We start from the raw sequence: 19,334 nt of genomic DNA on the forward strand, positions 1-19,334 counted from the left end.
GTTTCCTTTCAAAGGGAGGGTGTTTGTACGAGCCCTGTCAGGCGGCGGGCTGGGGCTGGCGTTCCTGGCCTGTCTCCGGGCTGTCCTCCTCACGTCCGGGAGTGCGCAGGTTCCAGCGGCGGATGACGAAGCGGAACAGCACGTAGTAGAGGAGGGCGTAGCCCAGGCCGATCGGGATGAGCAGCAGCGGGTGGGTGGCCTTGCCCCAGTTGAGGACGTAGTCGATGAGCCCGGAGGAGAAGGTGAACCCGTGGTGGATGTCGAGTGCGTTGACCAGGGCGAGAGACGTTCCCGTCAGCACCGCGTGGGCCAGGTACAGGGGCCAGGCGACGAAGAGGAAGGCGAACTCGATCGGCTCGGTGATGCCGGTCAGGAAGCTGGTGAGGCCGGCGGAGAGCATGATCCCGCCGACGGCCTTGCGGTGTTCGGGGCGGGCCTCGCGCCAGATGGCCAGGGCGGCGGCGGGAAGGGCGAACATCATGATCGGGAAGAATCCGGTCATGAAGATGCCCGCCTCGGGGTCGCCGGCGAAGAACCGGTTCAGATCTCCGTGGGCGCCCTGGTAGTCGCCGATGATGAACCACACGACAGAGTTGAGAATGTGGTGCAGGCCGAGCGGAATGAGCAGCTTGTTCGCCATTCCGTAGATACCGCCGCCGACGATGCTGTTGTCATCGACGGCCTCGCCGACCGAGGTGAGGCCGCTATTGAACAGGGGATAGACCAGGCTCATCAGGACTCCGACCACCAGTGCGGTGAAGGCGGTCAGGATGGGCACGAGCCGTCGGCCGCTGAAGAAGCCGAGGTAGGGCGGGAGTGCGGTGCGGTAGAAGCGTTGCCACAGCATCGCGGCGAGCAGACCGATGATGATGCCGCCGAGGACGCCGAAGTTGACGACGGCCTGTTCGCCCGCGAGGTCTTTCCTTCCTTCCAGGACGACCGGCGACATTGCGGTGAAGACGCCGTCGAGGACGAGGTATCCGACCACTGCGGCCAGCGCTGTGGAGCCGTCCGCCTTCTTTGCGAACCCGATGGCGATGCCGACGGCGAAGATCAGCGGCAGGTGCGTGAACAGGGCTCCACCGGCGGCGGAGATCACGTGTGCGGTGTCCTGCAGAGCGGAGAACCGGCCCAGGACATCGTCCTGCCCCAGTCGAAGAAGCAGACCCGCGGCGGGCAGCGTGGCGATGGGCAACATCAGGCTGCGGCCGAGTTTCTGCAGGCCTGCGAGGCCCGGACGGCGGCCTGCGGATGTGGACGTGACGGTGCTCATGACGAACCTCGAAGGTGAGCGGAGGGAGGGAAGCACGGAGAGCCGGGCAGGAACGCAGCGGCGCGGAGCTGCTGGATGAGCCGAGCCCAGCTGGTAGCGTCTGGTAATGACCAGTTGCCAGACAGAATGACCCTGCGCTCTGAACGTGTCAATGCCCAGACGCAACAGAACTCCAGGCTGCCGCCGAGAAGCCGTGAGCCGGCCTCAAGTCGGCACAGGTGGAACTGCGGCGCCTTCGGGGAGCGACGCATGCTGCATACTGGTAGTAACCAGCCAGGGAGGGCGGCGGAGCCTCCCGGAATCGACAGGAGTCACAGTGGCTGCACAGCAGATCGCCGGCAAAAGCATGGTTCCCAAGCACGCCCAGCTGCGCGCGATCCTGGTCGACATGTGCACCAACCAGCTCTCTCCCGGCGACGCCCTGCCGAGCGAGCGGCAGCTGTGCCTCGATCACGGCGTCAGCCGGGTGACGGTGCGCGAAGCCCTGAGCCAACTCGTTTCGGAGGGACTGGCCGTGCGGGTGCACGGGCGCGGCACCTTCGTGGCCGAACGGACCCACCGCTCAGAACTCGGCCTCGCCTCCTTCCACGAAGACATGCGCCGACTCGGCCTGGAGCCGGGCACCGTTGTCCTCTCGATCGACAAGGAACCCGCCACGCCGGCCGCCGCCGCGGCCTTGCGGATGACCGAGGAGCAGCAGGCATGGCATGTCCGCCGCCTCCGACTGGCCGACGGGACTCCCATCTCCGTCGAGGACGCCTGGTACGACGCACAACTCCTGCCCGAACTGGACTCGATCGACTTCACGGCGTCGGTCTACGACACCCTCGACTCCCGCTTTGGATGGCCGGTCAGCCGCGCGGAGCAGACAGTCGGAGCCGGACCGGCTTCGCCGGAGACCGCCGCGCTCCTGGGCATCCGCAAGGGCACTCCCGTCATGACCTTCGACCGCATTGCCTACAGCGGTGAGCAGCCCGTCGAGCACGCATACTCATGGTTCCGCGCGGACCGCTACCAGCTGCACATGACCCTCTCCGACCGCTGACCTTTCCCGCCCCGCCCGGGGGGCGAGCGCTCACGGTCCGGGCGCAATGGAGGACCACAGCCCCTCGACAGGTCCCCCACGGCCGACCTCACGCCCCTCCAGTACAGAGGGTCGAGCCGGTCCTGCGCCTCCGGCAGTGGCCTCACCGCCGGGCATCGGCGAAGGCACACCTCTCGCGGCCTCCGAGGCCCCATCACCTGCAGCCCGCCGGGGGCGGGCCTCCCGACCGCCACAGCCCGCCCGCACTCCGCCAATGAATTGACATGCCCATGTCTTACTTGCCCATCGAACCCCCAGCCGCTACCCTCTGGTCGTTACTGGTTATTACCAGTTGTCGCACTCGATTCGGCGTGAAGCGCCATTCAGCACGCTCATCCATCAAGGAGCACTCATGTCCAAAGCGCGGTTGATCGTCGAGGGGCTCGGCGGAGCCGGGAACATCGCCGAGATCGAGGCCTGCATCACCAGACTCCGCACCGAGGTGCACGACGCGGACACCGTCGACATCGGCGCTCTCAAGAGGGCAGGGGCTCTAGGCGTACTCGTCTCGGCCGGTGTCGTACAGGTCGTCGTGGGTCCGGAGGCGGACGCTTTGGCCGAGGACATCAAGGAGCTGCTGTGAGGCTTGCGGTCTATGCCCCGCTCTCCGGGGCCCTCGCGACGCTCGGCAAGGTCCCGGACCCGGTCTTCGCCGCCCAGATGTTGGGGTCGGGATTGGCGGTGGAGCCCGCCGACAACGCGGGGCCCGTCGACGTCGCGGCCCCTGTCGCCGGACAGATCGCCACGGTGCGCCCGCATGCGTTCGTCATCCGGACCGCCGGCGGGGCGGCCGTCCTGGTACACCTGGGCATCGACACCGTCCGGCTGAACGGAGAAGGATTCCGCACTCGTGTCACCGAAGGGGAACAGGTCGACGTCGGCCGGAATGTGGTCACATTCGACCCCGGCGCGGTTCGCGCGCGCGGTCTGTCCGCGATCTGTCCCGTCGTCGTCCTCGACAGCCCGCCCGGATCTGCGCAGGCGCCGGCGGCTACCGGACCGGTGCGGGCCGGGGCCCTGATGTTCAGCTGGGCGGCGTCGTGACGGCCGCCCGCCGCGGCCTGCCGAGGCAGCGGGGCGAACGCGCTTCCAGCTCCCGGGGCCGGTGCGAGGCAGTCTTGCTGGACCTGGACGGAACCCTCGTCCTGAGTGAAGAGGTCCACCGCCTCGCCTGGCAGGCGTTCTTCGACACCTGGGCCGTCACAGTGACCGACACCGACTACGAGCAGCACTACATGGGGCGACGGCCCGCTGACGTCATCGCCGCCGTTCCCGGGCCCTGGACGGGCACCGACGCCGCAGCCGTGCTCTCCACCATGACCGCCTTCACCCTGGAACACGCCGGCAGCGTCAAGGTGGTGCCCGGCGCCGCCGCACTCATCCAGCAGCTGCGCGTGAAGTACCCGGTGGCCGTCATCACCAGTGCCAGTGCCCCGTGGGCACACCACCTCCTGGGCAAAGTCCTCGGCGTACAGCACTTGGTCGACGTGGTCATCACCTCAGAGGACACCACTGCGGGCAAGCCCTCGCCCGAGGGCTACCTGAAGGCCTGCGCGGCCCTGCGCGCCCGTCCCGAGCACTGCCTGGCGTTCGAGGACTCGCCGTCAGGTGTGCGTGCCCTGGTCGCCGCCGGTGTACGAGACATCGTCGGTGTCACCACCACGACCGCCGCGGCCGGCCTCACCGGCGCCGGAGCGCGCTGGACCGTTTCCGACCTCACCCCCGCCCGCGTGCGCGGCGTCCGTGGCGCCCTCCAGGCACGCACTACGGCGGCAGGCAGCGACGACGAGGAGAACCGAGCATGAGCAGACTTGATGTGGCCGTGATCGGTGCCGGGTTCATCGCCCGCACCCACGTGCCGGCCTGGATCGCCCTCGGGGCACGTATCCGCATCTTCTCCACCGACGGCCAAGCCGCCCTCCTCGCCGAGGAGTTCGGCCTCATCGAGGCCTCCTCCATGGAGGAGGCCCTCCACTGGGCGGAAGTCGCCGACATCTGCACGCCCACCACCACCCACCACGACATCGCCCTGGCCGCGTTCGAGGCCGGAGCACACGTCCTGTGCGAGAAGCCGCTCGCTCTGACGCCGCATCACGCCCATCACATGGCCGATTCGGCCCGCAAGGCAGGACGCCTGCTCTACCCCGGCCACGTGGTGCGGTTCTTCCCCGCCTACGTCCGCCTCCATGACGCCGTCACCTCCGGAGCGCTGGGACACATCGCTGTGGCCCGCTTCACCCGCACCGGCCGCTATCCCACATGGAGCGACTGGTTCGCCGACCCCGCACTGTCCGGCGGCATCGTCACCGACCAGATGCTCCATGACATCGACATCGCCCGGTGGCTCTTCGGCGAGGTTGTCAGCATCCACGCCACCCAGCGTGGCAACCCCACCGCCCCCGACGGCCCCGTGGCCTCCGGAAGCGCCACCCTCACCCACGAAACCGGCGTGATCTCCCAGGTCCTGGGCGTATGGGGCCCGCCTGCCACCCCGTTCCGCTACACCTTCCATGTCGCCGGCTCCGACGGCACCCTCACCCACGACTCCCTCGCCCACCCGTCTCTGCGGGTGAGCGGCCACCCCGCCGCCCAGGGCGACGGTGTACCGACCGGTGACTTCGGTGAGGACCCGTTCGCCACCCAGATACGCGAGTTCTCAACCGCGTTCCAGGGCGGCCCGGCGCCCCGGGTCAGCGCCCACGACGGCGTCGCGGCCGTCCGCATCGCCGCAGCAGCGCGGCAATCCGCCGCCACCGGACAGGCCGTCTCGCTCAACGACACCCACCCGCCCACGCGCGCGAAGGAAAACCACCGATGAAGGTCGCCGTCCTGTCCTTCGCCCATGTCCACGCAGCGACGTACCTGGAACTGCTGCGCGAGCGCTCCGACATCGAACTCATCGCCGCCGACCCCGACTCCGACCCCGCAGACCCCACACGCGGCAAGGCACTCGCCGACGAGCTGGGCATCTCCTACCGCTCCAGCTATGAAGCAGTCCTCGCCGAACAGCCTCGCGCCGTCATCGTCACCAGTGAAAACACCCGGCACCGGCACCTCGTCGAACAGGCAGCAGCGGCAGGCGCCCACGTCCTGTGCGAAAAGCCCCTGGCCACCACCGAGCCCGACGCACGCGCCATGATCGACGCCTGTGACAAGGCCGGCGTCAACCTCATGACCGCCTACCCCGTACGCTTCCACCCCGCCTTCGCCTCCCTGCGACACAGCCTCACAGACGGCTCACTCGGTCGGCTCCTGAGCGTCCACGGCGTCAACAACTCCTCCCCGCCCGCCCTGGAGCGCTCGTGGTTCTCCGATCCCGCACTGGCCGGAGGCGGCGCGGTCATGGATCACACCGTCCACATCGCCGACCTCCTCGACGTCCTCCTCGACGGCGAACAGCCCACCCACGTCTACGCGGTCGCCAACGGCCACCTCTCCCCCGCCCACGACGGGGCAGCGGAAGGCGTCGAGACCGCCGGCCTGGTCACTCTGACCTATCCGCGTGGCTTGATCGCCACCATCGACTGCAGCTGGAGCCACCCTGCCACCCACCCCACCTGGGGCGGCCTGAGCCTCATCTGCGTCACCGAACGCGCCCTGGCCGAGTTCGACGCCTTCCCGCCCCTCCTCACCGGCTACAACACCCCCCAGGCCACACCCCGTTGGGAAGCCACCGGAATCGACCTCAACGCCGCCATGCTCAACACCTTCCTCACCGCCGCCCGCACCGGCCAACGCGTCCACCCCGACGGACACGCAGGACTGCGCACCCTGCGCATCGTCCTCGCCGCATACGAATCCCTCCGCACCGGCCAGCCCACCACCACCTCCCGCGCGACATGAGCAGGCGCTACTCAAGGCACGGCGCATTTCAAGGCCCCTGGCCAACGCATCGGCGTCTGCACCACCGAACCCGGCAGCCCCCACACGACGCCCTGCTCCTGCCTGTTCCGGCTCGCAGTGATCGCCCAGCAGATCTACTACCGCTACCACCACACGTAGAGGCCGCCACCCGTGCGCTCCGGGGCTCGGCTCGAACAGTCGTGCCAAAGGGCGGGCTATCCTGCGGTCGAGGTGATGGGTACGTGTCACCCAGAACAGGAAAATGCGATGACAACTCCCCCGCCCGCGGTCACCGAGCCGGACCCTTCCGCGCTCGTCTGCCCCGGTGACCAGGTCGGGCCGTGCTCCACATGCCACCGCAAGACGCACAAGTACGGCCGCGGTGGCCAGCCGCTGTGCCAGTGGTGCATGAGCCGCGCCCTGGAGAAGTGGGGCCCAGGGGTGCGATACGTCAGCAGCCGTCAGCCCGACCGCGCCCCCGCCTCATCCTGACGAACGGATGGTGCCCTACTCGGTCGGGTGAAGCCGCCGAAGTGGAAGAACTTCTGCGGGCGGCGACGCGTCAGGCCGTGCATGAAGCCGATCAACAAAGCTCATGTAGCGGAGCCGGGGCTGGCCGTGGTGGAGGTCCGACGACGCGACCACCCTCGCCGTCCAGGAGCTGCTCGCCAGACAGTGGGCCATCGCGCCGGCGGACCGCACGAACCGGCAGCCCGGTGAGCCCGGTGTACGGCTGCACTGCTTCCTGGACCTGCGGCAAGGAACCTGACACGGGTAGACACTCAACCCAGCACACACGGCAGCCGCACCGCTGGGACAACGCTGCAGCCGGGCGACATCGCTCCGGATGGGCGGATCAGCGCAGTCCGGCGAAGAGATCGTTCTCGGGTACGGCCGCGCCGGTGGCGTCCTGGACACGCACGAAGGTCTCCATGCCCATCAGCTCGCCGAACCTCTCCTTGCCCATCTTGAGGAAGAAGATGTTCTCGCCCTGGCTGGCGTGCGCGGCCAGCGCGTCGAACTTCTGGCCGCTGAACGCGGTGGTGTCCACCCACGTGGTGATCTCATCGTCGGGGAGGCCGATCTCGGCCATTGCGGCGGCCTCGGCGGGATCCGGCTCCGGCATGTCCGGATGAAACTCGCGCATGATCTCCCCGAACCGCTGCATCCCCGAGCGGGGCATCGTGGTCCAGTACACCTTCGGTGTCAGCGCGGTCATCTCCAGCGCCGCCATCGTGATGCGGTGGGCCTGGATGTGATCGGGGTGACCGTAGAAGCCGTTCTCGTCGTAGGTGACGACCACATCTGGTCGGTAGTGCCGCATGAGTTCCGCGAGTCGGGCCGCGCCTTCCGCCACGGGGGTCTGCCAGAAGGATCCGGGGGCGTCGTTGCTCGGCCAGCCCATCATCCCGGAGTCGGCATAGTCCAGCATCTCCAGATCGCTGACCTTCAGGACGTCACGGCTCGCCTCGAGTTCTTGACGGCGCATCAGGGCGACGGCCGCCGGATCGTGCCCGGGATCGCCCGGCTTGACACCGCCCGGTCCGTCACCGCAACCGCCGTCGGTGCATGTCACGAGAACCGTGCGTATGCCTTCCGCCGCGTACCGCGCGAGGACCCCTCCGGTTCCGGTGGCCTCGTCGTCGGGGTGGGCGTGTACCGCCATGAGCGTCAAGGGTCGGTCAGTCATGAAACAGTCCTCCTGCAAAAATACGTCTTGGTCCGCATGCGCGGCGGGCGTACCGCTCCTGGGGCCCGGATCCTGGTGGGGCGGACGGCCCTCTGGTCTCCGTGTTCCCCGCCCGTGCGGCGCCGGTCCCTCGGTCGATGCAACCGTGCCGGCCGGACCGGATGTTCCCGGCGCGGCCGATTGGCCTTCCAGGCGTGGGTGTTTCAACGCAAACGAGGTATAGGCGCGACCTGCATTGTCCTGTCGCACTGGGCACCGACGCGGCCGCGCTGATCGTCCCGAGCCTTGCCGCCTCGCTCACAGCCGTGCTTGACCAGCGGAAGCTGCTGGCCGGGCGGATCGAGGAACTGCTGGAGGCTCACCCTCTTTCGAAGGTCCTGACGTCCATGCCGGGAGTCGGCGTCAGGACCGGAGCCAGGATTCTGATCGAGGTCGGAGATGGCAGCACCTTCCCGACCGCCGGCCGCCTCGCCGCCTACGCGGGTCTCGCCCCAGCGACCCGGAGCTCGGGCTCATCGATCCGCGGTGAACAGCCCTCCAGACGGGGAAATAAGCAGCTCAAACGCGCCTTCTTCCTCTCCGCGTTCGCCGCCCTGGGCGACCCCGCGTCCCGGGCCTGCTACGACAAGAAGACCGCCCAGGCCAAGCACCGCACCCAGGCCCTGCTCTGCCTCGCCAGGCGCCGGGCCGACGTGCTGTTCGCGATGCTCCGCGACGGGACCTCCTACGAACCGCAGCCGTCGGCCTCAGTCACCTGACCTGAGGGTCTGCGAGGAGAACGACTCGATCAGCCTCGACGTCGAAGCCGAGCACTGGATGGCCGTATTCGCCTTCCGGGTCCATCAGCACCGGTTTACCCAAACGCCGCCCGATCTCCCGAAGGAAGTCGCAGAGCACATCAAGTCGGACCTGGCCCTGCAACTCCCTCAGGTCCACGTCGAAGTCGACTTCGTCGTCGGCGTGGAAACGGAAGATCGCCAACACCTCGGCGGTCGGCCAGACCCGCAGGTCCGGGCACTCGGCATCCGCCGGGCGGGACAGCACGGCCTCCGCCCGAGGCACTGGAAGCACCGTCTCTCCCTCGGAGTACTGGCACTTCCAGCCCTTCTCCGCGACAAGATCGAGAACCGCTTGCCAGTCCTCCATCGAGGCATTCGGGACACGCACGTCGGGCAGCGACCCCATCAAGTCCAGGTCGAAGAAGCACTTCACGTCATCCCACAGCAGGGCGCTCACCCCGCCATGCTGCCCGAACCGCCGACCCAACGCACCCCCGTTTCCCTTGGCCAAGGACATAGGGGCACCCCCGGGCGACGGAGAAGACAGCACGACGAATCGGAGCACCGGCGGCACGGTGACCTGGAGGTGCCTGCCGCGATCGTGTGCGTGGCCTCGTCACCGAGTGAGATGACCTCTTGTTCCGGCGCGTTGCGACAGCTGGATGAGACGCCCCAGGGAGCGGCCTGCGACTCGCCCCGAGAGGGTGTGCTGTGCTTACGGTCGACTGCCGTCGATATGTTCGAGCAGTGTTCGGGCTTCGACGGCGCGGCGGTGGTCCGGGCCGAAGGAGGCCAGGCAGGCATGGTGAGCGGCGGCAGCCTGGCGACGGGCATCGGGAGCGCGGCGCAACCCCAACAGAGCATTGGCAAAGGCCAGTTCGACGGCGCCCGTATCAGGATGGCGCTGATATTCGGGCAGAGCACGGTACAGCTTGTCGGCGCCCTTCGCCTCGGTGAGGGCATCTTCGTGGCGGGCTTGGCCGTTGAGGCTGCGAGCCAGGCCGAGTCGCAGGACGAGGGACGTCCGGTCACGTTCGCGATAGGCGGCCAGGGCCTCGCGGGCGAGTGCCTCGGCCTCGTGGTGGCGCCCCTGCGCATTGAGGGCGAAGACCAGCCCATTGCGGGCGGCCGCTGCCAGGAGTGACATTTCCGGGCCGGTACCGCGGCCCGCGGCCTCGACGACGGCCGCACATTCTGCCTCGCACTCGGTGTGCTGACCGAGCGAGGTCATCTGCTGGGCGCGGTCCGAGCGCAGCTTCAGGGTCAGCCAGTGATCGGTTCCAAATATCCTCCTGAAGGCGGGCAGCGCTTCGTCGTAGGTGGCGAGTGCTTCGGCGTGGCGGCCTTGGGCGCCCGTCGCGATCGCGGCGATGTTCAGCGCCACGGCTGCGTACTCGTCGTCTCGTGGCCGCGATCGGGCTACGGCGCGGGCTTCGGCTTCCGCCTCGGCGTAGCGCCCGGATTCGTAAAGGGCTTTGGCCTCAGCCACAGGCGTTCCCGTCATTCGTTGGGCGCCGCTTCGGCCGCGCGACCGGAAGAATCTCATGATCGGGAGCATACGGATGATGGGCCGCCTGCTCGGCGAAGAGGGACGGAGGTGGTCGGCAGCCCCTGCGTCCTTGGCGGGTCCGGGACCAGCAGCCTGCCAGGGCCAGCACGTAGATGATCGCCGAGAACAGCGTCTCATCAGGGGTGTTCTGCTTCCCGCCACCCTGCAATCAACGGCCTGGCGATCTCCCACAAGCCATCCGGAACAATCCAACTCCGCGTACCCCGCCCCATGGACAGCCCATCGACCAATTGCCATGTAGGACACCGCCTAAGGACGCCGTTGAAGGGTCTGCGCGCTTCTGAATGTCGGTGAGTTCCGATGCCGCTCGGGCGGACGGCAAAGGCAGTGGCAGTGGCAGTTGGAGAGCAATCACTGCACGAAGCGCCGGGGTGTCCGTGCTCGCTCCTGACGGCAGGAAGAGCCAGGGGTCTCCTTGACCTGAAGTGCGATTGAGTTTCTAGCGTGTCCTCAAGCTGATCATGTGACGACAGGAGAACACGCTCGTGATCCTCGTGACCGGAGCCACCGGAAACATAGGAAGTGCACTGCTGAGGCAGTTACACCGATGCGGTGCGGGGCCGCTGAGAGGATTCACACGCGACGCCGCACGGGCCACGTTCCCCGAAGGGGTCGAGGCCGTTGAGGGTGATTTCATGGAGACGGAGTCATTGAAGCCTGCACTGGAGGGGGTGCGCTCGCTGTTTCTCGTGTCGCGTCTGGGTTCGGACGCCGACATCCTCGAGGCCGCCCGGCTGGCGAATGTGGAGCACGTGGTGCTGGTGTCGTCCATCACGGTCCAGACCCATCCGCATCTGGGCCCCGCCGGCGAGAACCTGGCGGTCGAGCGGCTGCTCCAGGACAGCGGCTTGGCCTGGACGATCCTGCGGCCGACGCAGTTCGCCTCGAACGCTCTGATGTGGGCGGCCTCGATCCGCGACCGTGAGACGGTCCGTGCGCCGTACGCGGACACCGGGCTGCCCACGATCCACCCCGCGGACATCGCGTCGGTGGCGCGGGTAGCTCTGACCGAGCCCGGCCACCGGGGGCGGACGTATGCCTTGACCGGTCCAGAGCCGGTGACCGCCCGGCAGCAGGTCGCGGCCCTCGCGGCAGCACTCGGGCGGGATGTGCCCTTCACGGAGATCAGCCGGCAGGAGGCTCGCGCTCAGATGGCCGCAGTCTTCGGAGACGAGACCGCGGATGCGGTGCTCGACGTCACGGGCGGAGACGCCAATGACGAGCTGCTGATGGTACGCGACACGGTTTCACGGGTCACCGGCTCCCCGGCCAGACCGTTCCAGCAATGGGCTGCGGAGAACGCCGACTTCTTCCGCTGAGACACCGGGGCCGTCGGAGTCCTCAGAGTAGGGAGCGTGACGGGACATCAAGGGCGACCTACCCTTTAGCGCGTCGCAGAGAGACGGGCGTACGCCCGAGGAAGTCCCGCGCAGTACGCGTGAGGTGGGCCTGGTCTGCGAAGCCTGCGGTGGCTGCGGCCAGGGCTGCACTGGAACCCGCCAGATCGGCGATCGCGGTACGGAGCCGGCCCCATCGGCGCAAGCGGGTAAGCGCGATGCCCACGTCCTGCCGGACCAGGGCGCGCAACCGCGCTGCCGACAGGCCGACCTCGATGGCGATGGAGGTGATGGGCATGTCCGTATCGCGCACCGTACACAGGTGGACAGCGTGGGCGACTCTCGGATCGAGCGGGGTCGGGCACCCGGCGAGTGCCTGCAGCTCGGCGTATCCGGCGGCCAGGTCCACGCAGGTGCCGGGGCCGTTGGAATCGGCGGTGCCGAGCGCGGCGAGTAAACGGCGGACCTCGCCTGCATCGAGCCGTATCGGCCCCGGGCAGGAAGGCAGCAGCCAGGAGTCAATGAACAGGGCGATGTAGGGCGACGTCGCCGCACAGGTGTGGGCCAGCTGGGGCGGAACGATCAGCCCCGGCGCCGCCACCATGGGCTTTCCCGGCTGGAGGAGTTCAGCGTGGCCGCCGCTCGGCAGCACAGCTTTCCACGCAGGCAGCCGGTGTTGGGCGACGCGGAACGGGCAGGACTCGGCAAACATCGTCAACTCGGTGCCGGAGGCGAAGACGATGCGGCGATCGTTTTGTTCAAGCGCCCAGGCGCGAGGTGAACGGATCATCTGGTCATGCACACTATCGCTGCCGTCGGATTGGCGGTGTTCCTGGCCGTCACGGGGCTGATGCACTTTCTGGCCCCCGGCTACTTCCGCACGCTGGTACCCGCATGGCTCCGCCGGGAGCGTCTCCTCGTAGCCATCAGTGGGACGGCGGAGGTCGTGGTGGGTGCGCTGGTACTGGTTCCGTGCAGCAGACCGGCCGGAGGCTGGATCGCCGCTGTCCTGATCACCTGTTACCAGGTGTCCCACGTGGACGCGCTGCGAAGCGCGCGGCCGGACCGGCCCCGGCTGCTGGAGCGGCCGGTCGGGGCGGTGGCTCGGCTGGCGGTGAACGTCCTGTACATCGCCTGGGCGGTTGCCGTAGCCAGGTCCGCGGCCTGACTCCGATGCGCGGCGGCCGATCCGAAGGGGCCGTACGCCGCCCGTAGTCACAGGGGAAGTCACGCCATGAGTCATCGCCTCGTTGTCGTAGGTGCCGGTTACGCCGGTCTGCTGGCGCCCAAGCTCCTCGCCCGCAAGCTGCGCCGCAGCGATGTCACCGTCACGCTGGTCAATGCCTCAGACCGGTTCGTGGAACGGCTCCGGCTCCATCAGCTTGCCGCCGGGCAGCGATTGGCGGAGCTGCCGTTGCATCAACAGCTCAGCGGTACACCGGTCCAACTGATCGTCGGACGCGTAACCGCGATCGATACCACTCGCCGGACCGTGTACTGACGTCACGCCCCGAGCGATCGGCTACGACACCCTGGTGTACGCGGTGGGCAGCCGGGCGCGGCTCGACGAGGTTCCCGGGGCAGTCGAGCACGCCGACGCTGTCGCCGAACCTCAACAGGCGACGCGGTTGCGGCACCGGGTTGCCGCGATTGCCTCCGGCGGCACTGCTTCGGTGATCGGCGGATGGCTGACCGGGCTGGAGACCGCCTCGGAACTGGCCGAGAGTTACCCCGAGCTGCGAGCCCGGCTGTTCACCGGTGCCGATGACGTTGGGTCCGGGCTCGCGCCGCGAGTCCGGACCCACCTGCGGCGCGCCCGCGACCGGCTGCGCGTCTCGGTGCATCCGCAGACCGTCGTTGCGGCGGTGCGAAAGGACGGCTTGGACACCCGCGAGGGCACGTCGTTCGCCGCTGACGCCGTTGTGTGGACCACCGGGTTCCGAGCGCCGGAGCTGGCCCGCGCGGCAGGGTTCGTCACGGACGGGAGTACGTGGGGGGCGTGCGGCGAGTCGGGCAGTGATGAGTCGGATTCCTGAGCCAACCCGGCTACCCATAGGGCCGATCTTGTGACCTCACGAGGTCCGCTCATGAACACGTACCGACACCTGAGGACGTTCACCTGTACGCGATTGGGGAGCCTAGACCGTACGCCGACAACTTCTTCCGGGTGCCCCGAATGGGGCGACAGACCCGCGTGCGCCCGCGACGGGTGCCGGCGGACGCGTCCCGCAAGAACCGCGCCTAACTGCGGCGTCGCGGTGTCCGCTGCACCATTCCGAACAAGGCCGACCAGGTCCCCAACCGCAAGAAGCGCGGGTCCAGCGGTGGCCGGCCACAGAAGTTCGACCCAGAGGACTACAAGGCCCGCCACGCGATCGAGTGCGACATCAGTCGTCTCAAGAGGCATCGAGCCGTGGCCACCAGTACGACAAACTCGCGGTCCGCTACGGGGCTACCGTCCTCGTTGCTGCCGTCAATGAGTGGTTGTGACGTCCTGGTCGGACGACAACTCGAACACCCGTACTCGCCGACCGCAGGTGGGATTGACGGTCTCACGGACCGGATGCATTCCCAGTTTGGTCATGATCCTTTCGGAGGCGTCGTTGCCCACTTGAGTGATGCTGACGATTCGCTCCAGCCCTCGCTCTTCGAATCCGAACCGTACAGCGGCCGCAGCGGCCTCGGTGGCCAAGCCCTGCCCCCAGTGGGAACGTCCCAGCCGCCAGCCGACCTCAACCGCCGGCAGTACCTCCGGCAAGAAGTCGGGCACCGAAAGGCCGGTGAACCCGGCAAGCTCGCCAGTGGACCGGATCTCCACGGCGAATAGGCCGAAGCCCTGTGACTCCCACTCGCTCTCCCATGCCTGGATCCCGCCGCGGGTCTGCTGTTCGTCGCGGACTCTGCCGTCACGGATCCAACGCATGACCTCGGGGTCGGCATTGACGGCAGCCATGGGCGCAACGTCTTCCTCGCGCCAGCGACGCAGGATCAAACGGGGAGTCTCCAGCGTGACCATCCAAGCATTCTGGATCACAAATGGGCTCTCAGTCATCCTCACCCGGCACTTTCGATGCACGCTCTAAAGGCCTGGCAGAGGGCTTCGTTTGGGCAGGCCAGAGTATGTTCCATGCCGTGCTCGTACGGCTGCTACTGGGCCTGGCCGAGTCCCGCACTCCGGGAGTAACAGCCCGGCCGCATTCCATGAGGAGGGGCGGTCCGCCGACACGGGCCAGGCACTGACCGTTGTCGGCCTTGATGCGGTACGTGCCGTTAGCCGGTGCGGCGGGGGCCGGTGGTGAGGTGAGGATGACGGCGGACCGGGATGATCTGACCACCGCTGCCCGCGAGCTCTGCCGCTCAGCTGCCCACCCTGCTGGATCGGAAATCGTCCCGGCGGGTTGTTCTTCCGCCACCTGCGTCCGAAGGGCCCACTCCCCGACCAGGTGCTCGGGCGCCGGTGTCCATATCACTTTGAGCGGACGGGGATCGTGCAGTCCCCGCACGCCGGCCTCGACCTCCCATTGCCGTCGGACAACCACCGCCAGCTGATCAGTAAGAAGGTCCAGCGAGGGCGGGGGCTCCGGAACTGACCGGCTCGAACGCAATGCAGCCCAGGACAGATACAACCCTGCCGAAGGGGCAGCACTGGCCGCGACGGGGAGCTTGAATACGTGCGCCGGTTCGGTTCGAATCAGGTGAGCCGCCGGGTGCGGGACCGGGTGTCGTGCAGAGTCCGCCGCATGTCCAGGTACGGGCCGCTTTCCGCCTGCCGCGGCACCAGCCCGGCGAGGCCGTCCTGAGCCGCGCCCGTCCGGACGGTCACCGATACTGATGAAATGGGCAAACGTGGGCAATACGCCCCAGCGGGCCGACGGGGCGAACGAATGCCGCCGAAGGCCGGGCCGCCTGAATCCGGCCCGGAGGCCCGTCACGATTCGGCCGGCCGACGCGGGCTGTCGTTGCTGAAGCCGCGCAGCTTCGCCGGTCAGGTCTTCCTGCTGCAGCTGGTGGTCGTCCTGCTGCTCATCGCCACGGCCGTGGTGGCGCTCGTGATCCAGGACCGTAACCGCGCGATCCAGGAGGCCGCCGATCGGTCACTGGTGGCGGCCGAGTCGTTCGCGAACGCCCCGGGCACAGCGGAGGCGATGCAGAGCGATGACCCGACGGCGGCACTTCAGCCACGTGCCAAGACCGTACGCAAGAAAACCGGCGTCGACTACGTCGTAGCGCTCAGCCCGTACGGCTTCCGATGGACCCACCCGGACCCGGACCAGATCGGCAAGCACGTCTCCACCTCCTACGGCGAGGCGCTGGAAGGTGAGCCCCACCAGACCACGTTCGACAGCAGCCTGGGGAAGGCGGTCGACTCGACGGTGGCCGTCTTCGACGAGGAGGGGACCGCGGTCGGCCTCGTCACTGTTGGGGTCACGGTGAACACGGTGACCAGTGTGGTGCAGCACCAACTGCCGGTGATCTTCGCCGCCGGCGGTGTCGCCCTGCTGCTGGCCGCAGGTGGTTCTGCCCTGGTCAGCGGGCGTTTGCGGCGCCAGACTCGCGGCCTGGGGCCGGAGGAGATGACCCGCATGTACGAGCACCACGAGGCGGTGCTGCATGCGGTCCGTGAGGGCGTGATCATCCTGGACCGTGATGGAACGCTGCTGCTGGTCAACGACGAGGCACGCCGTCTGCTCACACTGCCGCCGGAAGCCGAGGGCAGCCCGGTCACCGGACTCGGACTGACCCCGGCCCTGGCCGAACTGCTGCGGTCGGGCCGGATGGCCACGGACAGGGTCTTCCTTGCCGGAGACATCCTCCTCGCGGTCAACGTGCGGCCGGTGGGCCCGAACGGGGGCAGCGTGGCCACCCTGCGGGACACCACGGAACTGCGCGCCCTCGCGGGCCGGGCGGACGTGGCCGGCGGGCGCCTGCAGCTGCTCTACGAGGCCAGCACCCGAATCGGGACCACCCTCGACATCAAGCGCACCGCCGAGGAGCTGACCGAGGTGGCGGTCCCTCGCTTCGCCGACTTCGCCACCGTCGAGCTGGTGGAAGCCGTGCTGCTCGGGGATGAGCCGGCGGGGGCACCGTTGGAAATGCGCCGCATCGCGGCCTCGGCCATCCGGGAGGAGGCGCCCTTTGACCCCGTCGGGACGCTTATGCGCTACGTACCCGAGAACCCCGTGGCCATCAGTATGACGACAGGCCGGCCGATCCTCGTGGCGCACCTCACCGTGGCCGAAGGATGGCGGGCCCAGGACCCGGAGCGGGCCCAGACGGCCATCACCTACGGAATCCACTCCATGATTTCGGTCCCGCTCCAGGCCCGAGGCCAATTGCTCGGCGTCGTGGAGTTCTGGCGTTCGGAGCAGGACGCCTTCGAGTCGGACGACCTGTCCCCCGCCGAGGAACTCGCCGCCCGGGCGGCCGTGTGCATCGACAACGCGCGCCGCTACACCCGGGAGCACACCACGGCCGTCACCCTCCAGCGCAGCCTGCTGCCCGGCTCACTTCCCGAGCTGTCCGCCTTGGAGGTCGGTCACCGGTACCTGCCCGCGCAGGCGGGGGTGGGCGGCGATTGGTACGACGTCATCCCGCTGCCGGGGGCCCGGGTGGCTCTGGTGGTCGGTGACGTTGTCGGACACGGTCTGCACGCCGCCGCGACGATGGGTCGCCTGAGGACCGCGGTGCACAATTTCGCCGCCCTGGATCTGGCGCCGGACGAGCTTCTCGTGCGCCTGGACGAGCTGATCACCCGGATCGACGAGGACGCGGCGGCCCAGGGCAAGACCGTGGCCGTCACCGGCGCCACCTGCCTGTATGCGGTCTACGATCCGGTCTCCGGACAGTGTGTCCTCGGCCGGGCCGGTCATCCCGGCCCGGCACTGGTCTCGCCCGACGGCTCCGTGACCTTCCCCGACATCCCCGTCGCCCCACCACTGGGCGTGGGAGGAGGTCTGCCGGTCGAGACGGCCGAACTCCAGCTGGCCGCCAACAGCCGACTGGTCCTCTACACCGACGGCCTGGTCGAAGCCCGCGGCCGGGACATCGACATCGGGCTCGGCATGCTGAGGGAGGCGCTCGAGGCTACGGACGGCGCCACCCCGGACGACACCTGCCGGGCGGTGCTCGACGCGATGCTGCTCACCAGGTCGAGGGACGATGTCGCTCTGCTCGTCGCACGCACCCGGCTGCTCGACCCGGAGCAGGTCGCGGAGTGGGAGGTGCCCGAGAATCCAGCCGCCGTACCGCGGATCCGCGCCGAGGCCACCCGCAGGCTGGAAGCCTGGGGGCTGGGCGAGGCCGCCTTCACGACCGAGCTGATCCTCAGCGAGCTGGTGACGAACGCCATCCGGTACGGCAAGAGCCCCATCGGCCTGCGTCTGCTGCACGACCGCGACAGCCTGATCTGCGAGGTCGGCGACGGCAGCAGTACCTCCCCGCACCTGCGCCGCGCAGCCTTCACCGACGAGGGCGGCCGTGGTCTCTTCCTCGTCGCGCAGCTGTCCCGCCGCTGGGGCACCCGGTACACCGACCGAGGGAAAATCATCTGGGCTGAGCAGGCACTCGATGCCGGGGCCGCCGGGGATCTGGGCGGTTTCCTGACGGCGGATCTGTGAAGTGGGCCGGAAACCGGGCCGTCGCCCGCTCGGGGTGTGCGCACGCCCGGAGGGTTCAGGAGCCGTCGTCGACCGTGAGGTACGGGATCTTGGCCGGGTCCTGGCCGAAGGCACCCCCGAGATAGACGGCCGACAGCTTGGTGAGCGTTCCGTCGTCGATCAGCTGCCTGATGATCCGGTCCAGTTCGTCCTTGTCGGGTGACCCCGCCGGGTACAGAGCGCCGTAGCCCTGGTCGGTCCGGTACTGGCCCACCAGGCGCACCCTGTTCTCCTGCTTTTGGGGATACGCCAGCAAAATGGTCGTGTCGTGGACGACCGCGTCGACCCGGCCCTCCTCCAGCGCCGCGACCATCTCCGGGTCGTTGGCGAAAGCGGTGACGGGCTTGGTCGGCTTGAGGCGGTTCTCGACGAATTCCTCGCCCGTGGTGCCCTCGGCCACTCCGATCCGCACGTCACTGATGTTGTCTTCGTTGATCTTCTCACCGTCTCTGATCAGCACGCCCAGGGTCGAGGAGAGGTAGGGCGGGGAGAACTCGGCGACCTCGCTCCGCTCCGGGGTGATCGTGATCTGCGCCAGGGCCAGGTCGAAGTCCTTGGTCCGTCCTGACACCACCTCCGGGAACGGTGCGTTCTTCACCTTCACGCGGTCGAGTCCGGACCGGTAGGCAATATTGGCGGCCATGCAGTACTCGTAGCCGCTCTTGACGGACTCCGGCGTGCTGCCGTTCCACCAGCCCGGCGCGGGCAGCGTCGTTTTGACCGTAAGGGCGCCCGCCGTCTCGGGTGAGAGGTGAAACTCCCCGTAGTTTCCTGTGACAGGGCAGTCGCCGTACTGAGCCTTCGGCGACTCCGACCCGCCCTGGTCACAAGCCGCTGTCGCGACGATGAGCGTCACGCTGACAGCCAGAGAGACGATCGCTGCCGCGGCGCGCATCTTTGCACCTCCGGTAGGGGCATACTCCTTGAGTCACCATAAATCACCCGGAACCATACGACTGCCGGAGCCATGTAGGAGGGCTCCGGGGTGCGGGTCCGGTCACCCGTATTCCGGCGGTGTCGCCATGCCCGGCCGCAATCAGGAACTGTCCATCGGTCTCGCTGTCGGCGCATCCCGTGGGAGGCACTCGGGCAGATCCTCAGC

20 protein-coding genes and 4 pseudogenes are annotated in these 19,334 nt (G+C 68.3%); 15 read left to right on the forward strand and 9 right to left on the reverse strand.

The genetic code is table 11. From position 1 onward, the window contains the following. Positions 1 to 37 precede the first annotated feature (37 nt). Positions 38 to 1,273 (reverse strand): PTS transporter subunit EIIC, encoded by a 1,236-nt coding sequence (locus ACZ7M7_RS42775; RefSeq protein ID WP_472127042.1) that lies wholly within the window; start codon positions 1,271 to 1,273, stop codon positions 38 to 40. Positions 1,274 to 1,589: 316 nt separating this feature from the next. On the opposite strand from ACZ7M7_RS42775, the gene ACZ7M7_RS42780 reads away from it, so the two are divergent. From ACZ7M7_RS42780 to ACZ7M7_RS42815, 8 genes and pseudogenes are all read left to right on the forward strand, one after another. After that, positions 1,590 to 2,318: a GntR family transcriptional regulator gene (locus tag ACZ7M7_RS42780; protein WP_472127043.1), complete on the forward strand. Its 729-nt coding sequence runs from the start codon at positions 1,590 to 1,592 to the stop codon at positions 2,316 to 2,318. 391 nt (positions 2,319 to 2,709) lie between these two features. Next, complete coding sequence (locus tag ACZ7M7_RS42785) at positions 2,710 to 2,940, forward strand: PTS sugar transporter subunit IIB (RefSeq protein WP_383631862.1); 231 nt, start codon at positions 2,710 to 2,712, stop codon at positions 2,938 to 2,940. Then, a complete protein-coding gene (locus ACZ7M7_RS42790; protein ID WP_472127045.1) occupies positions 2,937 to 3,401 on the forward strand; it encodes a PTS sugar transporter subunit IIA in 465 nt (154 codons plus the stop codon). Before ACZ7M7_RS42785 ends, ACZ7M7_RS42790 begins: the two co-directional genes overlap by 4 nt. 74 nt (positions 3,402 to 3,475) lie before the next feature. Continuing rightward, positions 3,476 to 4,162 (forward strand): HAD family hydrolase, encoded by a 687-nt coding sequence (locus ACZ7M7_RS42795; RefSeq protein WP_472127047.1) that lies wholly within the window; start codon positions 3,476 to 3,478, stop codon positions 4,160 to 4,162. Continuing rightward, positions 4,159 to 5,175 carry a Gfo/Idh/MocA family protein gene (locus ACZ7M7_RS42800; RefSeq protein WP_472127048.1) on the forward strand — a complete coding sequence of 339 codons (1,017 nt, stop codon included), beginning with the start codon at positions 4,159 to 4,161 and terminating at the stop codon, positions 5,173 to 5,175. The genes ACZ7M7_RS42795 and ACZ7M7_RS42800 overlap by 4 nt, the downstream gene beginning before the upstream one ends. Beyond that, positions 5,172 to 6,200 carry a Gfo/Idh/MocA family protein gene (locus ACZ7M7_RS42805; RefSeq protein ID WP_472127050.1) on the forward strand — a complete coding sequence of 343 codons (1,029 nt, stop codon included), beginning with the start codon at positions 5,172 to 5,174 and terminating at the stop codon, positions 6,198 to 6,200. Before ACZ7M7_RS42800 ends, ACZ7M7_RS42805 begins: the two co-directional genes overlap by 4 nt. Positions 6,201 to 6,467: 267 nt before the next feature. After that, a complete protein-coding gene (locus ACZ7M7_RS42810) occupies positions 6,468 to 6,692 on the forward strand; it encodes a hypothetical protein (protein ID WP_472127052.1) in 225 nt (74 codons plus the stop codon). 141 nt (positions 6,693 to 6,833) lie between these two features. Further along, positions 6,834 to 6,969: pseudogene (locus tag ACZ7M7_RS42815) on the forward strand (DUF6207 family protein); the annotation flags it as partial. Positions 6,970 to 7,056: 87 nt separating this feature from the next. Here the strand turns inward: ACZ7M7_RS42815 and ACZ7M7_RS42820 are convergent. Further along, positions 7,057 to 7,890 carry a PIG-L family deacetylase gene (locus ACZ7M7_RS42820; RefSeq protein WP_472127053.1) on the reverse strand — a complete coding sequence of 278 codons (834 nt, stop codon included), beginning with the start codon at positions 7,888 to 7,890 and terminating at the stop codon, positions 7,057 to 7,059. A gap of 242 nt (positions 7,891 to 8,132) precedes the next feature. Between ACZ7M7_RS42820 and ACZ7M7_RS42825 the strand changes: the two are divergent. Continuing rightward, positions 8,133 to 8,648, forward strand: a pseudogene (locus tag ACZ7M7_RS42825) (transposase); the annotation flags it as partial. On the opposite strand, the gene ACZ7M7_RS42830 reads toward ACZ7M7_RS42825, so the two are convergent. From ACZ7M7_RS42830 to ACZ7M7_RS42840, 3 genes and pseudogenes are all read right to left on the reverse strand, one after another. Next, complete coding sequence (locus tag ACZ7M7_RS42830; RefSeq protein WP_472127054.1) at positions 8,641 to 9,126, reverse strand: hypothetical protein; 486 nt, start codon at positions 9,124 to 9,126, stop codon at positions 8,641 to 8,643. The pseudogene ACZ7M7_RS42825 and the gene ACZ7M7_RS42830 overlap by 8 nt on opposite strands. Before the next feature lie 258 nt (positions 9,127 to 9,384). Beyond that, positions 9,385 to 10,215: a tetratricopeptide repeat protein gene (locus ACZ7M7_RS42835; protein WP_472127056.1), complete on the reverse strand. Its 831-nt coding sequence runs from the start codon at positions 10,213 to 10,215 to the stop codon at positions 9,385 to 9,387. Positions 10,216 to 10,303: 88 nt separating this feature from the next. Next, positions 10,304 to 10,451, reverse strand: a pseudogene (locus tag ACZ7M7_RS42840) (IS5/IS1182 family transposase); the annotation flags it as partial. Between the two features lie 273 nt (positions 10,452 to 10,724). Here ACZ7M7_RS42840 and ACZ7M7_RS42845 point away from each other — a divergent pair. Beyond that, entirely contained in the window at positions 10,725 to 11,558 is an 834-nt protein-coding gene (locus ACZ7M7_RS42845) for an NAD(P)H-binding protein (protein WP_472127058.1), read from the forward strand. A gap of 58 nt (positions 11,559 to 11,616) precedes the next feature. On the opposite strand, the gene ACZ7M7_RS42850 is transcribed toward ACZ7M7_RS42845, so the two are convergent. Beyond that, positions 11,617 to 12,366, reverse strand: coding sequence for a helix-turn-helix domain-containing protein (locus tag ACZ7M7_RS42850; protein ID WP_472127060.1), 750 nt, complete (start codon positions 12,364 to 12,366; stop codon positions 11,617 to 11,619). Between the two features lie 6 nt (positions 12,367 to 12,372). Between ACZ7M7_RS42850 and ACZ7M7_RS42855 the strand changes: the two genes are divergently transcribed. From ACZ7M7_RS42855 to ACZ7M7_RS42870, 4 genes and pseudogenes are all read left to right on the forward strand, one after another. Continuing rightward, positions 12,373 to 12,744, forward strand: coding sequence for a MauE/DoxX family redox-associated membrane protein (locus ACZ7M7_RS42855; RefSeq protein WP_472127062.1), 372 nt, complete (start codon positions 12,373 to 12,375; stop codon positions 12,742 to 12,744). 66 nt (positions 12,745 to 12,810) lie between these two features. After that, complete coding sequence (locus ACZ7M7_RS42860; RefSeq protein WP_472127064.1) at positions 12,811 to 13,077, forward strand: hypothetical protein; 267 nt, start codon at positions 12,811 to 12,813, stop codon at positions 13,075 to 13,077. A gap of 16 nt (positions 13,078 to 13,093) precedes the next feature. Next, a complete protein-coding gene (locus ACZ7M7_RS42865; protein WP_472127116.1) occupies positions 13,094 to 13,612 on the forward strand; it encodes an FAD-dependent oxidoreductase in 519 nt (172 codons plus the stop codon). Between the two features lie 128 nt (positions 13,613 to 13,740). Continuing rightward, positions 13,741 to 14,066 (forward strand): annotated as a pseudogene (locus ACZ7M7_RS42870) (transposase family protein); the annotation flags it as partial. Here ACZ7M7_RS42870 and ACZ7M7_RS42875 read toward each other — a convergent pair. Both ACZ7M7_RS42875 and ACZ7M7_RS42880 read right to left on the reverse strand, forming a co-directional pair. Continuing rightward, positions 14,050 to 14,592 carry a GNAT family N-acetyltransferase gene (locus tag ACZ7M7_RS42875; RefSeq protein WP_472127066.1) on the reverse strand — a complete coding sequence of 181 codons (543 nt, stop codon included), beginning with the start codon at positions 14,590 to 14,592 and terminating at the stop codon, positions 14,050 to 14,052. The pseudogene ACZ7M7_RS42870 and the gene ACZ7M7_RS42875 sit on opposite strands and share 17 nt — an antisense overlap. A gap of 675 nt (positions 14,593 to 15,267) precedes the next feature. Next, positions 15,268 to 15,399, reverse strand: a complete 132-nt coding sequence (locus ACZ7M7_RS42880; protein ID WP_472127068.1) for a hypothetical protein — start codon at positions 15,397 to 15,399, stop codon at positions 15,268 to 15,270. A gap of 61 nt (positions 15,400 to 15,460) precedes the next feature. Here ACZ7M7_RS42880 and ACZ7M7_RS42885 point away from each other — a divergent pair, with 61 nt between their 5' ends. Continuing rightward, a complete protein-coding gene (locus ACZ7M7_RS42885; protein ID WP_472127070.1) occupies positions 15,461 to 18,193 on the forward strand; it encodes a SpoIIE family protein phosphatase in 2,733 nt (910 codons plus the stop codon). A gap of 55 nt (positions 18,194 to 18,248) precedes the next feature. Here ACZ7M7_RS42885 and ACZ7M7_RS42890 read toward each other — a convergent pair whose 3' ends face one another. Then, the gene (locus ACZ7M7_RS42890) at positions 18,249 to 19,127 is read right to left on the reverse strand and encodes an ABC transporter substrate-binding protein (protein ID WP_472127071.1); all 879 of its coding nucleotides are present in this window, start codon (positions 19,125 to 19,127) and stop codon (positions 18,249 to 18,251) included. Between the last annotated feature and the right edge of the window lie 207 nt (positions 19,128 to 19,334).

This window comes from Streptomyces sp. NPDC111606, assembly GCF_055656945.1.

What these genes read in the sequence shown, in the direction of transcription:
- ACZ7M7_RS42835 (WP_472127056.1), bottom strand. Translation starts at nt 10,215, where the DNA reads ATGAGATTCTTCCGGTCGCGCGGCCGAAGCGGCGCCCAACGAATGACG.
- ACZ7M7_RS42800 (WP_472127048.1), top strand. Translation starts at nt 4,159, where the DNA reads ATGAGCAGACTTGATGTGGCCGTGATCGGTGCCGGGTTCATCGCCCGC.
- ACZ7M7_RS42820 (WP_472127053.1), bottom strand. Translation starts at nt 7,890, where the DNA reads ATGACTGACCGACCCTTGACGCTCATGGCGGTACACGCCCACCCCGAC.
- ACZ7M7_RS42785 (WP_383631862.1), top strand. Translation starts at nt 2,710, where the DNA reads ATGTCCAAAGCGCGGTTGATCGTCGAGGGGCTCGGCGGAGCCGGGAAC.
- ACZ7M7_RS42875 (WP_472127066.1), bottom strand. Translation starts at nt 14,592, where the DNA reads ATGGTCACGCTGGAGACTCCCCGTTTGATCCTGCGTCGCTGGCGCGAG.
- ACZ7M7_RS42775 (WP_472127042.1), bottom strand. Translation starts at nt 1,273, where the DNA reads ATGAGCACCGTCACGTCCACATCCGCAGGCCGCCGTCCGGGCCTCGCA.
- ACZ7M7_RS42885 (WP_472127070.1), top strand. Translation starts at nt 15,461, where the DNA reads ATGCCGCCGAAGGCCGGGCCGCCTGAATCCGGCCCGGAGGCCCGTCAC.
- ACZ7M7_RS42890 (WP_472127071.1), bottom strand. Translation starts at nt 19,127, where the DNA reads ATGCGCGCCGCGGCAGCGATCGTCTCTCTGGCTGTCAGCGTGACGCTC.
- ACZ7M7_RS42860 (WP_472127064.1), top strand. Translation starts at nt 12,811, where the DNA reads ATGAGTCATCGCCTCGTTGTCGTAGGTGCCGGTTACGCCGGTCTGCTG.
- ACZ7M7_RS42850 (WP_472127060.1), bottom strand. Translation starts at nt 12,366, where the DNA reads ATGATCCGTTCACCTCGCGCCTGGGCGCTTGAACAAAACGATCGCCGC.
- ACZ7M7_RS42855 (WP_472127062.1), top strand. Translation starts at nt 12,373, where the DNA reads ATGCACACTATCGCTGCCGTCGGATTGGCGGTGTTCCTGGCCGTCACG.
- ACZ7M7_RS42810 (WP_472127052.1), top strand. Translation starts at nt 6,468, where the DNA reads ATGACAACTCCCCCGCCCGCGGTCACCGAGCCGGACCCTTCCGCGCTC.
- ACZ7M7_RS42805 (WP_472127050.1), top strand. Translation starts at nt 5,172, where the DNA reads ATGAAGGTCGCCGTCCTGTCCTTCGCCCATGTCCACGCAGCGACGTAC.